The sequence below is a fragment of the Tabrizicola sp. genome (assembly GCF_041913445.1).
GTDB lineage: Bacteria > Pseudomonadota > Alphaproteobacteria > Rhodobacterales > Rhodobacteraceae > Tabrizicola.
On record NZ_JAYSFG010000003.1, the window covers coordinates 309,970 to 326,245 of the forward strand.

22 protein-coding genes are annotated in these 16,276 nt (G+C 66.2%); 13 read left to right on the forward strand and 9 right to left on the reverse strand.

All coding sequences use genetic code 11. The features are described 5' to 3' along the window. Positions 1 to 96: 96 nt before the first annotated feature. Positions 97 to 861 carry an SDR family NAD(P)-dependent oxidoreductase gene (locus ACE3Q6_RS05680; protein ID WP_374429560.1) on the forward strand — a complete coding sequence of 255 codons (765 nt, stop codon included), beginning with the start codon at positions 97 to 99 and terminating at the stop codon, positions 859 to 861. Here ACE3Q6_RS05680 and ACE3Q6_RS05685 read toward each other — a convergent pair. The 3 genes from ACE3Q6_RS05685 to ACE3Q6_RS05695 are packed head-to-tail and all read right to left on the reverse strand — an operon-like array spanning position 858 to position 3,226. Next, the gene (locus ACE3Q6_RS05685) at positions 858 to 1,622 is read right to left on the reverse strand and encodes an SDR family oxidoreductase (protein ID WP_374429562.1); all 765 of its coding nucleotides are present in this window, start codon (positions 1,620 to 1,622) and stop codon (positions 858 to 860) included. The genes ACE3Q6_RS05680 and ACE3Q6_RS05685 overlap by 4 nt on opposite strands. Next, a complete protein-coding gene (locus tag ACE3Q6_RS05690) occupies positions 1,622 to 2,476 on the reverse strand; it encodes a fumarylacetoacetate hydrolase family protein (RefSeq protein WP_374429564.1) in 855 nt (284 codons plus the stop codon). The genes ACE3Q6_RS05685 and ACE3Q6_RS05690 overlap by 1 nt, the downstream gene beginning before the upstream one ends. 15 nt (positions 2,477 to 2,491) lie before the next feature. After that, positions 2,492 to 3,226, reverse strand: coding sequence for an SDR family oxidoreductase (locus tag ACE3Q6_RS05695; RefSeq protein ID WP_374429566.1), 735 nt, complete (start codon positions 3,224 to 3,226; stop codon positions 2,492 to 2,494). A gap of 152 nt (positions 3,227 to 3,378) precedes the next feature. Here ACE3Q6_RS05695 and ACE3Q6_RS05700 point away from each other — a divergent pair, with 152 nt between their 5' ends. Beyond that, complete coding sequence (locus tag ACE3Q6_RS05700; RefSeq protein WP_374429568.1) at positions 3,379 to 3,546, forward strand: hypothetical protein; 168 nt, start codon at positions 3,379 to 3,381, stop codon at positions 3,544 to 3,546. 9 nt (positions 3,547 to 3,555) lie between these two features. On the opposite strand, the gene ACE3Q6_RS05705 is transcribed toward ACE3Q6_RS05700, so the two are convergent. Further along, positions 3,556 to 3,987: a MarR family winged helix-turn-helix transcriptional regulator gene (locus tag ACE3Q6_RS05705; protein WP_374429570.1), complete on the reverse strand. Its 432-nt coding sequence runs from the start codon at positions 3,985 to 3,987 to the stop codon at positions 3,556 to 3,558. 104 nt (positions 3,988 to 4,091) lie between these two features. Here ACE3Q6_RS05705 and ACE3Q6_RS05710 point away from each other — a divergent pair, with 104 nt between their 5' ends. Beyond that, positions 4,092 to 4,520 (forward strand): organic hydroperoxide resistance protein, encoded by a 429-nt coding sequence (locus ACE3Q6_RS05710; protein WP_374429572.1) that lies wholly within the window; start codon positions 4,092 to 4,094, stop codon positions 4,518 to 4,520. Between the two features lies 1 nt (position 4,521). Here the strand turns inward: ACE3Q6_RS05710 and ACE3Q6_RS05715 are convergent, their stop codons facing one another. The 3 genes from ACE3Q6_RS05715 to ACE3Q6_RS05725 form a co-directional block, all read right to left on the reverse strand. Beyond that, positions 4,522 to 4,992, reverse strand: a complete 471-nt coding sequence (locus tag ACE3Q6_RS05715; RefSeq protein ID WP_374429574.1) for a hypothetical protein — start codon at positions 4,990 to 4,992, stop codon at positions 4,522 to 4,524. After that, complete coding sequence (locus tag ACE3Q6_RS05720; RefSeq protein ID WP_374429575.1) at positions 4,977 to 5,201, reverse strand: hypothetical protein; 225 nt, start codon at positions 5,199 to 5,201, stop codon at positions 4,977 to 4,979. The genes ACE3Q6_RS05715 and ACE3Q6_RS05720 overlap by 16 nt, the downstream gene beginning before the upstream one ends. Positions 5,202 to 5,390: 189 nt before the next feature. Beyond that, complete coding sequence (locus ACE3Q6_RS05725; RefSeq protein WP_374429577.1) at positions 5,391 to 6,257, reverse strand: branched-chain amino acid aminotransferase; 867 nt, start codon at positions 6,255 to 6,257, stop codon at positions 5,391 to 5,393. A 141-nt stretch (positions 6,258 to 6,398) separates the two neighbouring features. On the opposite strand from ACE3Q6_RS05725, the gene ACE3Q6_RS05730 reads away from it, so the two are divergent. From ACE3Q6_RS05730 to ACE3Q6_RS05765, 8 genes are all read left to right on the forward strand, one after another. Further along, positions 6,399 to 6,893 carry a MarR family winged helix-turn-helix transcriptional regulator gene (locus tag ACE3Q6_RS05730; RefSeq protein ID WP_128516317.1) on the forward strand — a complete coding sequence of 165 codons (495 nt, stop codon included), beginning with the start codon at positions 6,399 to 6,401 and terminating at the stop codon, positions 6,891 to 6,893. Continuing rightward, the gene (locus tag ACE3Q6_RS05735) at positions 6,890 to 7,588 is read left to right on the forward strand and encodes a response regulator (RefSeq protein ID WP_374429689.1); all 699 of its coding nucleotides are present in this window, start codon (positions 6,890 to 6,892) and stop codon (positions 7,586 to 7,588) included. The genes ACE3Q6_RS05730 and ACE3Q6_RS05735 overlap by 4 nt, the downstream gene beginning before the upstream one ends. Before the next feature lie 62 nt (positions 7,589 to 7,650). Next, on the forward strand, positions 7,651 to 8,565 hold the full coding sequence (locus ACE3Q6_RS05740; RefSeq protein WP_374429580.1) for a histone deacetylase family protein: 915 nt from the start codon (positions 7,651 to 7,653) through the stop codon (positions 8,563 to 8,565). Continuing rightward, positions 8,562 to 8,813: an exodeoxyribonuclease VII small subunit gene (locus tag ACE3Q6_RS05745; RefSeq protein WP_374429582.1), complete on the forward strand. Its 252-nt coding sequence runs from the start codon at positions 8,562 to 8,564 to the stop codon at positions 8,811 to 8,813. The genes ACE3Q6_RS05740 and ACE3Q6_RS05745 overlap by 4 nt, the downstream gene beginning before the upstream one ends. Continuing rightward, positions 8,810 to 9,679: a polyprenyl synthetase family protein gene (locus ACE3Q6_RS05750; protein ID WP_374429583.1), complete on the forward strand. Its 870-nt coding sequence runs from the start codon at positions 8,810 to 8,812 to the stop codon at positions 9,677 to 9,679. Before ACE3Q6_RS05745 ends, ACE3Q6_RS05750 begins: the two co-directional genes overlap by 4 nt. A gap of 19 nt (positions 9,680 to 9,698) precedes the next feature. Then, positions 9,699 to 11,612 carry a 1-deoxy-D-xylulose-5-phosphate synthase gene (gene dxs, locus ACE3Q6_RS05755; protein WP_374429585.1) on the forward strand — a complete coding sequence of 638 codons (1,914 nt, stop codon included), beginning with the start codon at positions 9,699 to 9,701 and terminating at the stop codon, positions 11,610 to 11,612. A gap of 118 nt (positions 11,613 to 11,730) precedes the next feature. Next, on the forward strand, positions 11,731 to 12,666 hold the full coding sequence (locus ACE3Q6_RS05760) for a restriction endonuclease (RefSeq protein ID WP_374429587.1): 936 nt from the start codon (positions 11,731 to 11,733) through the stop codon (positions 12,664 to 12,666). A 110-nt stretch (positions 12,667 to 12,776) separates the two neighbouring features. Then, the gene (locus ACE3Q6_RS05765; RefSeq protein WP_374429589.1) at positions 12,777 to 13,385 is read left to right on the forward strand and encodes a hypothetical protein; all 609 of its coding nucleotides are present in this window, start codon (positions 12,777 to 12,779) and stop codon (positions 13,383 to 13,385) included. A 22-nt stretch (positions 13,386 to 13,407) separates the two neighbouring features. On the opposite strand, the gene pip is transcribed toward ACE3Q6_RS05765, so the two are convergent. Next, positions 13,408 to 14,376, reverse strand: coding sequence for a prolyl aminopeptidase (pip, locus tag ACE3Q6_RS05770; protein ID WP_374429591.1), 969 nt, complete (start codon positions 14,374 to 14,376; stop codon positions 13,408 to 13,410). A gap of 56 nt (positions 14,377 to 14,432) precedes the next feature. Between pip and ubiG the strand changes: the two genes are divergently transcribed. Further along, a complete protein-coding gene (gene ubiG / locus ACE3Q6_RS05775) occupies positions 14,433 to 15,170 on the forward strand; it encodes a bifunctional 2-polyprenyl-6-hydroxyphenol methylase/3-demethylubiquinol 3-O-methyltransferase UbiG (RefSeq protein ID WP_374429593.1) in 738 nt (245 codons plus the stop codon). Between the two features lie 33 nt (positions 15,171 to 15,203). Here ubiG and ACE3Q6_RS05780 read toward each other — a convergent pair whose 3' ends face one another. Further along, the gene (locus tag ACE3Q6_RS05780; protein ID WP_374429595.1) at positions 15,204 to 15,728 is read right to left on the reverse strand and encodes a TetR/AcrR family transcriptional regulator; all 525 of its coding nucleotides are present in this window, start codon (positions 15,726 to 15,728) and stop codon (positions 15,204 to 15,206) included. 111 nt (positions 15,729 to 15,839) lie between these two features. Here ACE3Q6_RS05780 and ACE3Q6_RS05785 point away from each other — a divergent pair, with 111 nt between their 5' ends. Next, the gene (locus ACE3Q6_RS05785; protein WP_374429597.1) at positions 15,840 to 16,265 is read left to right on the forward strand and encodes a VOC family protein; all 426 of its coding nucleotides are present in this window, start codon (positions 15,840 to 15,842) and stop codon (positions 16,263 to 16,265) included. The last annotated feature ends 11 nt before the right edge of the window (positions 16,266 to 16,276 follow it).

Consider the following 16,276-nt stretch of genomic DNA (forward strand, 5'->3'; position numbering starts at 1 on the left):
TGTGCCGAGAAAGCTTCGGGCGAATCGGCTGATGTCGGCAGTCTGGAAATCCGGACCCCGGCGGAATAGGGTCGGGACAGGGAACGGGAGGGCATCATGGACAGGCTGAAGGGCAAGACGGCGATCATTTCGGGCGGGGCGACGGGAATGGGCGCGGCCTCGGCCCGGCTCTTCGCGTCGGAAGGCGCGGCGGTGGGGGTGATCGACCGTAACGTCGAGGCCGGCGAGGCGCTGGTGGCCGAACTGAAAGCGGCGGGGCATCGAGCGGTGTTCGCGCGGGCCGATGTGTCGTCGAAGGCGGAGGTCGAGTCGGCGGTGGCGGCGGTGAATGCGGCGCTGGGGCCGGTGAATGTGCTCTTCAACCACGCCGGAACCATCGTCATCAAGCCGTTCCTCGAGACGGAGGAGGCGGACTGGGACTTCCTGTTCGATGTGAACGTGAAGTCGATGTACCTGATGACCCGCGCGGTGCTGCCGCAGATGCTGGAGCAGGGGAAGGGCTCGATCGTCTGCACTTCGTCGATCTCGGCGGTCTATGCAACGCCGAACGAGGTGCTGTATGACGCGACCAAGGGCGCCTGCCACATGTTCGCCCGGGCGATTGCGGTGGAGTTCCGCGACCGGGGCATCCGCTGCAACGCGGTCTGTCCGGGGTTCATCGAGACCCCGCATGGCAACCGGGAGGTCGAGGGGCTGACGAAATACGGCGTCGATGTCTCGGACGCGGCGATTGCGGCGGCTCAAGGCAGGATGGGCAAGCCCGAAGACGTGGCGCGGGCGGCGTTGTATCTGGCGTCGGACGACGCCGAGTTCGTGAACGGCGCGCAGCTCTTCGTGGATAACGGGTTCTCGGCGGTCTAGGCGAGGGCGCGGTCCAGGTGGGTGTAGCCACCGTCGGGGAAGAGCCATTGGCCGGTGGTGTGGGAACTCCGCGGTGACAAAAGGAATACCACTGTGTCCGCGATTTCGCGCGGGGTGGTCATGCGGTGGCCAAGGGGAATGCGGCGGGTGATCTCGGCCAGGCGTTCTTCCGGGTTGTCGAAGGTTTTCAGCCAGTTGGCGTAGAGCGGCGTCATCACCTCGGCCGGGATGACGGCGTTGACGCGGATGCCGTCCTTGAGGAAGGCGGCGGCCCATTCGCGGGTCAGGCCCAGCTGCGCGGCCTTGGCGGCGACATAGGCCGAGGTCGCGCCCTGCCCCGTCAGCGCGGTCTTCGAGGAGACGTTGACGATGGACCCTTTGGTGGCGCGGAGGTCGTCTGCCAGCAGGTGAACCAGCGTGTAGTAGTGGACGAGGTTGCGGTCGAGGCTTTGGCGGAAGGCGTCCGGTCCGGCCTCGATCCCGACGGAGTCGTTGGCCCCGGCGTTGTTGACAAGGCCGTCGATCTTTCCGTGCCTGGCGCGGATTTCCTCAACCGCCAGGCGGCATTGGGCGTCGTCGGAGAGGTCGGCGAGGACCACGTCCGCGCGGGCGACACCCTTTAGCCATGCGGCATCGGGGGCGCGGCGGGTGAGGATGACGGGGATCGCGCCTTCCTCGGCCAGGACTTCGCTGACGGCGGCCCCGATGCCGGAGCCTCCACCGGTGACGATGACGACCTTGTCGCGCAGCCCGAGGTCCATCAGGTCTTGACCACGCGCTGGGTCTGCTGGCCGAGGTTCTCGATCCCCAGCCGCATGACTTCTCCCCCTTTCAGGTAGACCGGGGGCTTTTGGCCGAGGCCGACGCCGGGCGGGGTGCCGGTCGAGATGACGTCGCCGGGTTCCAGCGACATGAACTGCGACAGGTAGGAGACGAGGTGCGCCACGCCGAAGATCATCGTCGCGGTGGAGCCGTTCTGGTAGCGGTGGCCGTCGACCTCGAGCCACATTTTCAGGTTGCCGACATCGCCGGCCTCGTCCTTCGTGACCAGCCAGGGGCCGGTCGGGCCGAAGGTGTCGCAGCCCTTGCCCTTGTCCCAGGTGCCGCCGCGTTCGGTCTGGTATTCGCGCTCGGATACATCGTTCACGACACAATAGCCCGCGACATGGTCAAGTGCCTGATCTTCCGAAATATATTTCCCGCCCGTGCCAATGACGACGCCAAGCTCGACCTCCCAGTCGGTTTTCACCGAGCCTCGGGGGATTTCCACGTCATCGTCGGGGCCGCACATGGCGGTGATCCACTTGTTGAAGATGATCGGCTCCTTGGGGATCGCCGCGCCGGTCTCGGCCGCGTGGTCGGCGTAGTTGAGGCCGATGCAGATGAACTTGCGGGTGCCGCCCACGCAAGCGCCGAGGCGCAGGTCCTTCTGGGGCGTGCCGGGGACGAGGGGGAGCGTCGAAGGGTCCAGCGCCGCGAGGCGCTGCAGGCTGTCGGGCGAGAGGGCCGCGCCGCCGATGTCGGGGACATGGCCGGACAGGTCGCGGACCTGGCCGTTTGCGTCGAGGAGGCCGGGTTTCTCGGCGCCCTTCGGCCCGTAGCGGAGGAGTTTCATCGGGGGACCTTTCGTTCAGATCGTGACGCCGCCGTCGACCAGGCAGGCCTGGCCCGAGACGAAGCGGCTTTCGTCGGAGAGGAGGAAGACGACCATCGGGGTGATGTCGTCGGTGGTGGCAAGGCGGCCCATCGGCTGGCGGGCGATGAAGTCCTTCTCGGCCTGGACCGGGTCGGCGGAGGCGGCGATGCGGCCGCGCAGGCTGGGGGTGTCGACGGTGCCGGGGCAAAGCGCGTTGCAGCGGAGGCCGGTCTTCACGAAATCGGCGGCGATGGCCTTGGTCAGGCCGATCACGGCGGCCTTGGTGGCGCCGTAGGCGGTGCGGTTCGGGAAGCCTTTGATCGAGGAGGCCATTGAGGCCATGTTCAGGATCGAGGCGGTACCGGTGGTCTTCGCGCGGTCGAGCATCCCGGGCAGGAAGGCGCGGCAGGTGTGGAACATCGATTTGACGTTGAGGTCGAAGGAGAAGTCCCAGTCCCGCTCGGTCACGTCGAGGATCGTGCCGTTCGCCACGTAGCCCGCGCAGTTGAAGAGGCCGTCGAGCGGGGGAAGCTTGTCCCGCAATGCGGCGATGGCGCTGGGGTCGGTGACGTCGAGGGGGTGGGTTTCCATCTCGAGCCCGGACAGGAGCGCGGGGTCGCGGTCGGTGGCGATCACGGTCGCGCCTTCGCGGGCGCAGGCGATGGCGCTGGCGCGGCCGATGCCCTGACCAGCGGCCGTGATCAGAATGGTTTTCCCGTGCAGCCGCATGATCCGATCCCCCGATGCCCGGGCAAGGTAGACGGGACTGACATGTTAGTGCAAGCCGTTGTCGGCGGGATCGCGCCGGGGGAAGGAAAGAGCCGGGTTGGCGGAAGGCTGATTCGGGTGCAAGCTGTCTGTCTGCAGCTTGGGAGGAGAGCATGAGCCGTCATCTTGCCGATCATCGCAGCCGGTCCACTGGCGGGCGGGTGAAACATTTCCTGCGGCTGGCGCGGACTCCAAGAGAGACCTGGCAGCGGCCGCGGGGCAAGGCGGGGACGACGCGGTTGATCCAGTTCCTGCGGATCGAGCGGGGCCGGACCGTCTGAGGGCTGAGGTCAGCCTCGGGCGGGCTTCAGCCGGTCACGCAGCGCGGCGAGGATGTCGCGCAGGTCGGCAAGGTCACCCAGTGGCAGACCGGTCTTTTCGGCAAAGGCGCGGGGTACGGACGACGCGCGCTGGGCAAGCGCGCGGCCCTCTTCGGTCAGCGAGAGGCGGACCTGGCGTTCATCGACGGAGTCACGGCTGCGACGAAGCCAACCAGCACCCTCCATCCGCTTGAGGAGTGGCGTGAGCGTGTTGGATTCCAGCCGAAGCTCGGCCCCCAACTGTCCGACGGTCTGTGCGTCCGTGGCGTTCAGCGAGGACAGGACCAGATATTGCGGATAGGTCAGCCCCAGCGGCTGCAACAGCGGGGCATAGGCCGCGTGGACCGCATGGGCGGTGGAATGCAGCGCAAAGCAAAGCATGTCGGCAGGGGCCAGGGTCATACACAAACGTTATATCGCCCACGATGAAAAAGCAAATGGATTGACTTCCCAGCGAATCTGCCTCAACTATATCGTGCACGATGTAATTTCAGCAGGAGACGTTGATGTCTGTGGATGCAAAGTATTGGACCGAGGCCCGTGCCACCGGCGGCGGCCGCAACGGCATTGCGGGGCTGGCGAATGGTCAGCTTACCGTGACGATGACCAGCCCGAAGGAACTGGGTGGCTCGGGCCTAGGGCATAATCCCGAAGAGCTGTTCGCCGTGGGCTACGCCGCCTGCTACTTGGGGGCGATGCGCTTTGCGGCCACCAGTGAAAAGCTGGGGACAGTCCCTGAGAACGCCACGGTGACGGCCCATGTCGGGATCGGTCCGCGGTCGGACGGCGGGTTCGGGCTGAAGGTTCGACTTGTCGTGGCGATGCCGGGGGTCGAGAAGTCCGTCGCCGAGAAGATCGCCGAGCGCGGACATTTCATCTGCCCATACTCGAACGCCACCAAGAACAATATCGAGGTTGTGACCGAAGTCGTCTAAGTCAGGTCGCCCGCCCTTGAAGGCGGGCGTCCCTCCCCCGCGCGGGCTCGGGCTGCGTCGAGGTGAGCGGCGGCGCCAGCGTCAACGCGACGGCCACGCTGGCCACCAACATCTCGCCGCCATCCTCGATCAGCGCAAACACATGCTTCAGGAGCCCGACCGACGGGTAATGTTCGGCAAAATGGACGACCATCTGGTGGATGAGGTCAACTCCGACGCCAAAGAACCCGAGCCCGACGATCACCAGCGCATAGCGGGTGCTGAACTGGCGGGACGTTGCCCCCGCCCGCGTGAAGGAATGGAGCGTCAGCAGGACAACCGAAAGGCCCATCACTGCGAACACCACCAGCTCTCCCTGGTCGGCGGGATCGATCAGGAACACAGCCTCTAGACCGGCCCACGTGCCGATGAACCAGCCAACCGTTTCATGAATCTGCAGGGAGTCGTCTGCGAGGATCAGCAGGAAGACCATTGCCCAGGCCAATGCGGTCCCCAACGATCGCGCAGGGCGATCCGCAGCAAGGCCACGATGATCACGACCCATTTCAGGGAGTTGAACATCTCTGGCAGCGCCCAGTCGCGGGAAATCACGAAGATCCCGGGGATCTCTGGAGCGAGTCCTGCCCGGTGGAGCAGGAAACCGACAGAGTGGATCAGGATGAACCCGAGGGGAGAAGCCAAAGCAGGACGACCCGGAAGGGAGCGGCAAGAGACTGAAACGGGCGCTTCAAGACAGCCTCATACGCGGCCAGCCGCATGTTTCACTCTGGCGCCGGCGGGGCGCAAAAACAAGCCAGGCGCTGACCGGGGTGGCCAGCGCCTGGCTGAAAGGCCGGTGACTGCACGGCCAACTGACCGGATGCGGAAAATTCAGGCGCGGACGAGCTTTTCGTACTCGGTCGCGACGCGGCGGGTCAGGTCGCCCACTTCGAAGGTGTAGTCACCGATCTGGCCGACGGGCGTGACCTCGGCAGCCGTGCCGGTGAGCCAGCACTGTTCGAAGGTCGCCAGTTCCTCGGGCATGATGTAGCGTTCGTGGACCTTGATCTGCATGTCCTTGAGCATGCCGATCACAGTCTGCCGGGTAATGCCGTTCAGGATGCAGTCCGGGTTCGGGGTGTGAACCTCTCCGTCCTTGACGAAGAAGATGTTGGCCCCGGTCGCCTCGGCCACATAGCCGCGGTAGTCGTAAAACAGCGCGTCCGAGCAGCCCTTGGCCATCGCCGCGTGCTTCGACATGGTGCAGATCATGTAAAGACCGGCGGCCTTGGCGGCGGTCGGGATGGTTTCCGGCGAGGGGCGTTTCCACTTGGCGATGTCGAGCTTCGCGCCCTTCATCTTGGCGTCGCCGTAATAGGCGCCCCAGGACCAGCAGGCGATGGCAAGGCGGACCGGGTTGCCCAGCGAGGCGACGCCCATCTCGTCCCCCGCGCCCCGGAAGGCCACGGCACGGACATAGGCGTCGGTCAGGCCGTTGGCCTTCAGGACCTCTTCCTTCGCCGCGTCGATCTGTTCGGCGGTGTAGGGGATCGGCATGTCGAGAAGGCGGCCGGACTCCAGAAGACGCAGCGAATGTTCGTGGCCCTTGAAGATCTTGCCGTTGTAGCACCGCTCACCCTCGAAGACCGAGGAGGCATAGTGGAGCGCATGGGTCAGGATGTGGACGTTCGCCGAACGCCATTCCACCAGCTTGCCATCCATCCAGATGAACCCGTCGCGATCGTCGTATGCTGCCATCCCGGCCTCCCACTTTTGCGAATGTTGCGCCTGAAAGGTCCGCTTCGGACAGATTCTTGCGCGAAATCGTGGCAGGGTTACGGGTTCGTGCTTGGAAAGTCAACAAGGCTGACGTAAATTCGCTGGGAAGGAGTTTGGCACATGGCAGAGACACCCGGCGGGGAAAACCTGCTGTTCCTGACGGACGAGCAGTTGCGGAAGGGGATCGAGGCGATGTTCTTCGCCTATCGCGGCTTCACGGCGGACCCGGACCGGATCCTGGAGGGGATGGACTATGGCCGGGCGCATCATCGGGCGATCCATTTCATCCATCGGTCTCCGGGGACGACGGTGTCGAACCTGCTGTCCATCCTGGGTGTTACAAAGCAGTCGTTGAATCGTGTGTTGCGCACCCTGATCGAGGATGGCCTTGTTCGCAGTGAAAAGGGCAAGGTGGATGCGCGGGAACGGCATCTGCATTTGACGGACAAGGGACAGATGCTGGAACGGGAGTTGTCTGACGCTCAGCGGGCGCGGATGCGGGCGGCGTATCGCGCGGCGGGGCCGCAGGCGGTGGCGGGCTTCCGGCAGGTGCTGGAGGCGATGATGGATCCCGAGATGCGCCGCCAGTACAACCGGCTGAAGGAGGGTGGCTGATGGTTCCCGACGCTCACCTGCTGATCGTCGATGATGACGAGCGTATCCGGGGGCTTCTGCAGAAGTTCCTGATGCGGAACGGGTTCCTGGTTTCCATCGCACGCGATGCAGCCCAGGCGCGGAAGATCCTGGCCGGGCTGGAGTTCGATCTGATCGTCATGGACGTGATGATGCCGGGCGAGGATGGGGTGACGCTGACGCGCGACCTGCGGCGGAAGATGACGACTCCGATCCTTCTTCTGACGGCGCGGGGCGAGACGGCGAACCGGATCGAGGGGTTGGAGGCCGGGGCGGATGACTATCTGGTCAAGCCGTTCGAGCCGAAGGAGTTGCTGCTCAGGATCAACGCGATCCTGCGGCGGATGCCGCAGGTCAAGCCGGCCGAGCCGGTGCGGCAGATCATCCATCTGGGCGCGGTGCGCTATGACCTGGACCGGGGCGAGATGTGGCGCGGCGAGGTGCCCGTGCGGTTGACGGCGACCGAGGCGCAACTGATGCGGGTCTTCGCGGCGCAGCCCGGTGTGGCGTTAAGCCGGGAGAAGCTGGTGACCGAGACCGGCGGCGAGGATGCGGCGCAGGAGCGGGCGGTGGATGTCCAGATCACTCGGTTGAGGCGGAAGATCGAGGACGACCCGAAGGTGCCGCGCTATCTGCAGACGGTGCGGGGCGAGGGCTATATGCTGCAGCCGGACTGAGGGATGGCTGACCCCGGGGCGCTGCCCCGGACCCCGGGATATTTGTGCAAAGATGAAAGGGCTTGTTGGTGCTTCTGTTCACACACCAGGCGTTTCGTAGCCATGTGACCCCGCCCGGGCATCCGGAGCGGGTGGACCGGCTTGGGGCGGTGGAGCGGGGGCTGGCGGGGATTGCCGTGGAGCGGCGGGAGTGTCCTGTTGGCGACGAGGCGGAGGTGCTGCGCTGCCATCCGGCGGGGTATCTGGCGCGGGTGAAGGGGGCGGTGCCGAAGGAAGGCTGGGCGCAGCTGGATGGGGATACGTTCCTGTCGCCGGGGTCGTTTGACGCGGCGATGCGGGCCGTGGGCGGGATCTGCGCGGCGGTGGATGCGGTGGTCTCGGGCGAGGCGAAGACGGCCTTCGTGGCGGGGCGGCCGCCGGGGCACCATGCGGAGCGCGAGACGGCGATGGGGTTCTGTCTGTTCGGGACGGTGGCCATCGGCGTGAAGCGGGCGCTGGATCATCATGGGCTGAAGCGCGTCGCAGTGGTGGATTTTGACGTGCACCACGGTAACGGGACGCAGGATTTGCTGTGGGACGACGGGCGGTGTCTGTTCGTCTCTTCCCACCAGATGCCTTTGTATCCGGGAACGGGGCGGCCAGAGGAGCGGGGGGCGCATGGGCAGGTGTTGAACGTGCCGTTGCGCGCGGGCTCGGGCGGGCGGGCAATGCGGGAGGTTTACGAGGGCGTGGTGTTCCCGGCGCTCAAGGCTTGGGAACCTGAGTTGCTGCTCATATCGGCGGGGTTCGATGCCCATGCGGATGATCCCCTGGCCGGGTTGGAATGGCAGGCGGAGGACTATCGGTGGCTGACCGAGAAGCTCTGCGATTTCGCCGGGGGGCGGGTGGTGTCCTCGCTGGAGGGTGGCTATGATCTGGAGGCGCTGGCGGCATCCGTGGCCGCGCATGTTGGGGTGCTGGAGGAGCGGGGCCGATGACGGAAAAACCTGGTGTGGGGCCGGTTGATGCGATGAGCTTCGAGGAGGCGATGGCCGCCCTGGAGCAGGTCGTGGGGGCCCTGGAACGGGGCGAGGTGCCGCTGGAGCAGTCCATCGCGCTGTATGAACGCGGGGCCGCGCTGAAGGCGCATTGCGCGAAGAAGCTGGCCGAGGCCGAGGAGAAGGTTGAGCTGATCCGGGCGCAGGAAGGCCGGGCGGTGGGCACGACTCCGGCGGAGGGCATGTGACGTTTCAGGAGCGGTTGGCGGCGGATGCGGGGCTGTGTGAGGCCCGGCTTCTGGCTGCGCTGGAGGGTCGCGCGGACCAGCCGGTGACCGAGGCGATGCGCTATGCGGTCCGCGGTGGCAAGCGGCTGCGCGGGTTCCTGGTGCTGGAAGGCGCGCGGATGCTTGGTGTCCGGGAGGAGCGGGCGGTGAGCGCGGCGGCGGCGATCGAGGCGCTGCATGCCTATTCGCTCGTGCACGATGATTTGCCCTGCATGGATGACGACGACCTGCGGCGGGGACAGCCGACGGTTCACAAGAAATGGGACGAGGCGACGGCGGTGCTGGCGGGGGATGCCTTGCAGACGCTGGCCTTCGAGTTGCTGTGCGAACCTGCTTTGGGGTCTGCCGAGGTGCGGATGGAGTTGGTCCGGGGTCTCGCGGTTGCCTCTGGGATTGACGGGATGGTCCTGGGCCAGGCGCTGGACATCGCGGCAGAGACGGCGGTGCGGTCGCTGACGCTGGAGGAGATCACGGCGCTGCAGGCGGGGAAGACCGGGGCCTTGATCGGGTTCGCGTCGGAGGCGGGGGCGGTGATTGCGGGGGCGGATCGCGCTCCGTTGCGGCGGTATGCCGCTGCGCTGGGGCTGGCTTTCCAGATTGCGGATGACATCCTTGATGTGACCGGCGACGAGGCCAAGACGGGCAAGCGGCTGCACAAGGATGCCGAGGCGGGGAAGGCGACCTTCGTCTCGCTTCTGGGGCTGGACGGAGCCAGGGCGCGGGCGACGGAGTTGGTGCGAGAAGCCGAGGCGGCGCTGGCCGGGTATGGAAATGCGGCGGCCAACTTGATCGCCGCGGCGCGCTTCGTTATCGCGCGGGACAGTTGAACCGCCAAAGGCAGGCATGATGACCGACCGACCGAAGACTCCGCTGCTGGACCGGGTGCATGTTCCGTCGGACCTGAAGGGGCTGAGCGACCGGGAGCTGCACCAGCTGGCGGGGGAGCTGCGGGCGGAGACGATCAGCGCGGTGTCCGAGACGGGCGGGCATCTGGGCGCGGGGCTGGGGGTCGTCGAGCTTACGGTGGCGATCCACGCGGTGTTCGACACGCCGCGCGACAAGCTGATCTGGGACGTGGGCCACCAGTGCTATCCGCACAAGATCCTGACCGGGCGGCGGGACCGGATTCGCACCTTGCGGATGGAGGGGGGCCTGTCGGGGTTCACCAAGCGGTCGGAAAGCGCCTACGACCCGTTCGGGGCGGCGCATTCTTCCACGTCCATTTCGGCGGCGCTGGGCTTTGCGATGGCGTCCGAGCTTGGCGGGGACCCGGGTGATGCGATTGCGGTTATCGGCGATGGGTCGATGTCGGCGGGCATGGCCTTCGAGGCGATGAACAACGCGGGTCATCTGAAGAAGCGGCTGTTCGTGATCCTGAACGACAACGAGATGTCGATTGCTCCGCCGGTCGGGGCGCTGTCGTCGTATCTGAGCGGGCTCTATGCGGCGCCCCCGATGCAGGACCTGAAACAGGTGGCGAAGGGGATCGTGGGGCTGTTGCCTTCACCATTCCAGGAGGGAGCCAAGCGCGCAAAGGATATGCTGAAGGGCATGGCCGTGGGCGGCACTTTGTTTGAATCGCTCGGATTCGAGTATGTGGGACCCATCGACGGGCATGACCTGGACCAGCTTTTGCCGGTGCTGCGGACGGTGAAAGCGCGGGCGACGGGGCCGGTCCTGATCCATGTGCTGACGAAAAAGGGCAAGGGCTATGCCCCGGCCGAGGCGGCGCGGGACAAGGGGCATGCGACGGGCAAGTTCGACGTGCTGACCGGGGTGCAGGTGAAGGCGGCGTCGAATGCTCCGTCCTATACCAAGGTGTTCGCGCAGTCTCTGGTGGCCGAGGCCGAGCGGGACGAGAAGATCGTCGCGGTGACGGCGGCGATGCCGGATGGGACGGGGTTGGACCTGTTTGCGGGCCGGTTCCCGAAGCGGTGTTTCGACGTGGGGATCGCGGAACAGCATGCGGTGACGTTCTCGGCTGGCCTTGCGGCGGGGGGAATGAAGCCGTTCTGCGCGATTTACTCGACCTTCCTGCAGCGGGGGTACGATCAGGTCGTGCACGATGTGGCGATCCAGCGGTTGCCGGTCCGCTTTGCCATCGACCGGGCGGGGCTGGTGGGGGCCGACGGGGCGACCCACGCGGGGGCGTTCGACGTGGGGTTCCTGTCCAACCTGCCGGGCTTCGTGGTGATGGCGGCGGCTGATGAGGCGGAGCTGGTGCATATGGTGGCGACGGCCGTGGCGCATGACGCGGGGCCGATCGCGTTCCGGTATCCTCGGGGCGAGGGTGTCGGCGTGGACATGCCCAGCCGTGGCGTTCCGCTGGAGATCGGCCGGGGTCGGGTGGTGCGCGAGGGGTCTCGCGTGGCGATCCTGTCGTTCGGGACGCGGTTGAGCGAGAGTTTGAAGGCGGCGGAGGCCTTGGCGGGGCGCGGGGTGTCTGTGACGGTGGCGGATGCGCGGTTCGCGAAGCCGCTGGACCGGGAGCTGGTGCTGCGGCTGGCGGCGGGGCATGAGGCCTTGGTGACGGTGGAAGAGGGCGCTGTGGGAGGCTTCGGGTCCCATGTGGCGCAGCTTCTGGCCGAGGAGGGGGTGTTCGACAGGGGGCTGAAGTTCCGCTCGCTGTTCCTGCCGGATATCTTCATCGATCAGGCCTCACCTGAGGCGATGTACCGGGTCGCGGGGCTGGATGCGGGGCATATCGAGGCGAAGGTCCTGCAGGCTCTGGGCGTCGCGGTGGTGGGGAAGCGGGCGTGAGTGTCCACGGTGGACATATCGCGTAAGATATTGAATTATTGAGAAAACGTGGTCCGCTGTTAAGGTGGTGTTAATACCTCGGCACCAAACTTTCATCAGTGATTGAACCGGAGGATTGATGCCAATTCCGTCGATGGGTGAGTTCCTGTTGCCCTGCCTGCGTCTGCTGGCCGCCGATGCGCGGAACACGCGGGACTGCCTGCCTGCACTTCGGGTTGAGTTTGGGCTGACCGACGACGAGATGGCCGAGATGCTGAACAGCGGCACCCGGACACGCGTGTTCGACCGGGCGGATTGGGCGGTGCATCACCTTCTGAGATCGGGGCTGGTCGAACGACCGGAGCGCGGGGTCTACCGGGCCTCTGCTGAGGGGCAGGCGTGGCTGGCGGCGGGGAAGCCGCTGGACTGGCGGGTGATCAAGTCGATCCCTGCCTATCAGGCCGCGATGGCCGAGGCCGCCGAACGAAATGCGGCGCGGGAGGCTGTACCAAGCCCCTCCCAGACCACTGTCGAGCTTCCTGACGAGACCCCGGAGGACCTGATCGAGCGGGCGTCAAAGGAGGCTGAAGCCGGGCTGGTCGAGGACGTGCTGCAGCGGCTCTACCGGATGAACCCCGTTCGCTTCGAACGCCTGATCCTCGACCTGCTCAAGGCGATGGGCTACGGCGCGGGGTCGTTTGGGACGCACCAGATGACGAAGACCTCGGGCGACGGGGGGATCGACGGGATCATCCATGAGGACGCCTTGGGCCTCGATGCGGTCTATATCCAGGCCAAGCGCTATCAGGCGGAGACCAAGGTCGGGCGGCCGGCGATCCAGCAGTTCATCGGCAGCTTGACAGGCGAAGGTGCGACGAAGGGGGTGTTTGTCACCACCTCGGACTTCTCGGCCGAGGCGCACGGCTATCTGGCCAAGGTGCAGCACCGCGTGAAGCTGATCGGCGGGCGGGAGCTGGCGAGGCTGATGATCCGGCATGGCGTCGGCGTGCGGGACCGGGTCAGCTATGTGATCCGAAGCGTGGATGAGGATTACTTTTCGGACCCGGAGGGCTGAGCCCCCGGCGTTCGCTGACCGCCCGAAAAACCGGCAGACTGTTTCCCAGAGCACAGCGTTTGGGCGCTTGCATGGCGTAGAACCCGGGAAAGTTGGTTCGGAGGGACGCCATGCACAGCATTTCACTTCGGAACGAGTTTGCCCAACGGCTGAGCGGGCCGGGCGGGTTGTACAACCTGGGCAATGCTCTGGGTCTCTTGGGCGGTGTCTCGTTTCACGTCGCGGCGGCGACGGCCGTGGGGATTACGGGCTGGGCGGCCTTTGCGGATTACTTCGTCGGCAGCCTGGGGGCCACGGCGATCACGCTCGCGATGCTCATCTTCTTCTGGTCCGGCGAGCAGTATCACAAGGCCTGGGCGCATGGTGCGCCGCCGGATGCGCGGCTGAACCGGCTGGGGGATGTCTCCTCGGGCTGGGGGGCACTGATGCTGGGGCTGGGGTTGTTCCTGATGGGGCATCCGGTGCTGGCGGCCACCGCGGGGCTGATGCATGCGGCGGGGAAGTTCGGGAGCGCGCTGCCTGGTCCGGTTCAGGCGCGGTTGCCCGTCGGGCCGGGCGTGTTCCGCGGCGTGGTGGTGGCAAGCCGTCTTCCGGCGCTGGCGGCGGTGCTGATCGAGTTGACCCAGGCGGGCGACCTGGAAAGCCTGGCCGCGAACGCGCTCTTGGTTCTGTGCTATGGCCTCTGGCTGAAGGCGGACGTCGCCTTGATGCGGAGCTGAGGCAGGTGCGCAGGCGCTGAGCTTACGCCCGAAGGCTGTCCATCACGCGGACCAGAGCCTCGGAAATGCCGGGCTCGGACAGGGCGTGGCCGGCCATGGGGACCATCTTCAGCTCGCATTTCGACCAGCCCTGGGCCAGTGACCAGGCGGAGTGGGGCGGGCAGATCATGTCGTAGCGGCCCTGGATGATGGTGGCGGGGATGTGCTGGATCCGGTGGCGTTCACGCAGGATCCAGCCGTCGCATTCCAGGAAACCCGCGTTCTGGAAGAAGTGGTTCTCCAACCGGGCGAAGGCGCGGGCATAGTCCGAGGGGCTTTCGCCCAAGGCGCCTTCGTTCTGGATCGAGGCCAGCGCATTTTCCCAGTTGGCCCAGATGCGGCCGTAGCGCGTTTCCTCGACGAGGTTGCCGGAGAACAGGCGGCGGTGATAGGCGGCGATGAGGTCGCCCCGCTCTTCCGGGGGGATGACCTCGGTGAAGCGCGACCAGAGGTCGGGGAAGAAGGCCCCGGCGCCGCCGGCGTAGAACCAGTTGAGCTCGGCCCGGGTGGCAAGGAAGACGCCGCGCAGGACAAGGTGCAAGACGTGGTCAGGATGGGTGATGGCGTAGATCAGAGCGAGCGTCGCACCCCAGCTGCCGCCAAACCCGATGAAACGGTCGATTCCCAGCGTTTCGCGGATCGTCTCGACATCCTGGACCAGGTGCCAGGTGGTGTTGGCCGTGACACTGGCGTGGGGACGCGAGCGGCCGCAGCCGCGCTGGTCGAACAGGACGACGCGGAAGACGCGCGGATCGAAGTAGCGCCGCATGGCCGGGGAGCAGCCGCCACCGGGGCCGCCGTGGAAGACGATGACCGGAATACCATCCGGGCGGCCGCACTGTTCGACATACACCCGGTGACCGTCGCCCACGTCGATCATGCGCTGATCGAACGGGTCGATCGGCGGGTACAGGAATTCGACTGCGCGCTTTTGACCTGATCTCTGATCCATGTTCACCCTATATAGCGCCGGTAAGTCCCGGAGTCGAAGGGCATTAGGAGACGGCGATGGCGGTGGATACGGTTGATCCGGCGGAAGTGGCCAAGTTCGAGCGCATGGCGGCGGAATGGTGGGACCCAACGGGCAAGTTCAAGCCCTTGCACATGCTGAACCCCTGCCGGCTGGACTATATCACCAGCCAGATCGCGGCCGAGTTCGGGCGGGATCTGACCGGGCCGCTGCCGTTCAAGGGGTTGCGCATCCTGGACATCGGCTGCGGCGGCGGGCTTCTGTCCGAGCCGATGGCGCGGTTGGGGGCCGATGTCGTGGGTGCCGATGCGGCCGAGCGGAACATTCCCGTGGCGCAGGCCCATGCGCGGCAGTCGGGGCTGGAGATCGACTATCGCCACACGACCGCCGAGGCCCTGGCGGCTGCGGGCGAACGGTTCGACGTGGTGCTGAACATGGAGGTCGTGGAGCATGTGGCGGATCCCCAGGCCTATCTGACCGCCTGCCAGGAGCTTCTGAAGCCCGGTGGCCTGATGATCTGTTCGACGCTGAACCGCAACCCGAAGTCCTTCATGATGGCGATCATCGGGGCGGAATGGGTGATGCGCTGGCTGCCCAAGGGCACGCATGACTGGGCGAAGTTCATCACGCCGGACGAGCTTTACGCGCTGATCCAGAAGGCGGGCCTGCGGCCGGTGGACCGCAAGGGAATGGTGTTCAACCCGGTCACCTGGCGCTGGAGCCTGTCGGCCCGCGACCTGAGCTGCAACTACGTCACGGCCTCGGTCAAAGGCTGACCTTTCGGCGCGGGTTCGGCGGGCGAAGTCGCTTTATGGCAGCAGCCCGGTGACCAGCCTTCGCAGCGCCTCGTGCCAGGGCTGGGGCGGGTCGCCCCGGTCGATGGCCAGCGCGGCGCGGTCGTAGGCCGAGGAGAGGAGCGCGGCGAGGACCGCTGGCTCTGCCACACCGGCGGCGCGGAGGCCCTCTTCCAGCGTGCGACCGCCCGTTGCCGCGTCGATTTCGGCAAGCGTGTCGGGTGGAAGTGCAGCCGGGGCTTCGATCAGCATCAGCCGCGCCCGGCCGGGCTGGCGCATCGCGGACAGGAAGGCCTCGCCGCCCTGGATGAGCGCTTCGGCCGGCGACAGGTCCGGTGTTCCGCTTGATTCGATCTGCCCCGCGATGGCCTCGGCCTCGGCCCGGATGACAGCGGCGAAGAGCGCCTCCTTGTCGGCGAAGTGGTGATAAAGCGCGCCCCGCGTCACCCCGGCGGCCGCCACGATCTCGGGCGTGCCGGTGGCGGCGAAGCCCTTGTCCACGAACAGCTTTCGCCCCGCGGCGATCAGCGCCGAGCGCATGGATTCGCTGCGGTCCTTCTGGGTGCGTCTCGTCGCTTCTTCTTGCATACATACAGCCTGTATGTTATTTACGTGCACAGTGTATCTAAATTCGCTGGAAAGGAAAATCCCATGAAGGTGACAAGCTACTACCCGGTCGTGCTCAGCGCCGATGTCGCGCAGGCAGCCCGGTTCTACATCGACCATTTCCACTTCCGGCCGCTGTTCCAGTCCGACTGGTACGTCCATCTGCAATCGACCGAGGATGCGGCGGTGAACCTGGGCCTTGTAGCGAAGGATCACGGGACCATTCCCGCGGTTGGACGAGGGCGCGTTGGGGCGATGTTGCTGAATTTCGAGGTCGAGGACGTCGATGCCCACTACGCCCGCCTGGGTGCCGAAGGTGTCAGGATGGCCCTGAACCTGAGGGACGAGGTCTTCGGCCAGCGGCATTTCATCGTCGAAGGGCCGGACGGCGTGCTGATCGACGTGATCCGCCCGATCCCGCCGGATGCCGAGAACGCGGCGCTTTACGCGGCCGAGGCCCTGCCGATCTGAGCCCGATCTTG

Excerpts from the sequence above, each read along its gene's own strand:
- ACE3Q6_RS05705 (WP_374429570.1), bottom strand. The coding sequence starts at position 3,987 with ATGACCCTGGCCCCTGCCGACATGCTTTGCTTTGCGCTGCATTCCACC.
- ACE3Q6_RS05715 (WP_374429574.1), bottom strand. The coding sequence starts at position 4,992 with ATGGTCTTCCTGCTGATCCTCGCAGACGACTCCCTGCAGATTCATGAA.
- ACE3Q6_RS05730 (WP_128516317.1), top strand. The coding sequence starts at position 6,399 with ATGGCAGAGACACCCGGCGGGGAAAACCTGCTGTTCCTGACGGACGAG.
- dxs (WP_374429585.1), top strand. The coding sequence starts at position 9,699 with ATGACCGACCGACCGAAGACTCCGCTGCTGGACCGGGTGCATGTTCCG.
- ACE3Q6_RS05685 (WP_374429562.1), bottom strand. The coding sequence starts at position 1,622 with ATGGACCTCGGGCTGCGCGACAAGGTCGTCATCGTCACCGGTGGAGGC.
- ACE3Q6_RS05725 (WP_374429577.1), bottom strand. The coding sequence starts at position 6,257 with ATGGCAGCATACGACGATCGCGACGGGTTCATCTGGATGGATGGCAAG.
- ACE3Q6_RS05700 (WP_374429568.1), top strand. The coding sequence starts at position 3,379 with ATGAGCCGTCATCTTGCCGATCATCGCAGCCGGTCCACTGGCGGGCGG.
- ACE3Q6_RS05710 (WP_374429572.1), top strand. The coding sequence starts at position 4,092 with ATGTCTGTGGATGCAAAGTATTGGACCGAGGCCCGTGCCACCGGCGGC.
- ACE3Q6_RS05745 (WP_374429582.1), top strand. The coding sequence starts at position 8,562 with ATGACGGAAAAACCTGGTGTGGGGCCGGTTGATGCGATGAGCTTCGAG.
- pip (WP_374429591.1), bottom strand. The coding sequence starts at position 14,376 with ATGGATCAGAGATCAGGTCAAAAGCGCGCAGTCGAATTCCTGTACCCG.
- ACE3Q6_RS05690 (WP_374429564.1), bottom strand. The coding sequence starts at position 2,476 with ATGAAACTCCTCCGCTACGGGCCGAAGGGCGCCGAGAAACCCGGCCTC.
- ACE3Q6_RS05695 (WP_374429566.1), bottom strand. The coding sequence starts at position 3,226 with ATGCGGCTGCACGGGAAAACCATTCTGATCACGGCCGCTGGTCAGGGC.
- ACE3Q6_RS05765 (WP_374429589.1), top strand. The coding sequence starts at position 12,777 with ATGCACAGCATTTCACTTCGGAACGAGTTTGCCCAACGGCTGAGCGGG.
- ubiG (WP_374429593.1), top strand. The coding sequence starts at position 14,433 with ATGGCGGTGGATACGGTTGATCCGGCGGAAGTGGCCAAGTTCGAGCGC.
- ACE3Q6_RS05760 (WP_374429587.1), top strand. The coding sequence starts at position 11,731 with ATGCCAATTCCGTCGATGGGTGAGTTCCTGTTGCCCTGCCTGCGTCTG.
- ACE3Q6_RS05780 (WP_374429595.1), bottom strand. The coding sequence starts at position 15,728 with ATGCGCTCGGCGCTGATCGCCGCGGGGCGAAAGCTGTTCGTGGACAAG.
- ACE3Q6_RS05785 (WP_374429597.1), top strand. The coding sequence starts at position 15,840 with ATGAAGGTGACAAGCTACTACCCGGTCGTGCTCAGCGCCGATGTCGCG.
- ACE3Q6_RS05680 (WP_374429560.1), top strand. The coding sequence starts at position 97 with ATGGACAGGCTGAAGGGCAAGACGGCGATCATTTCGGGCGGGGCGACG.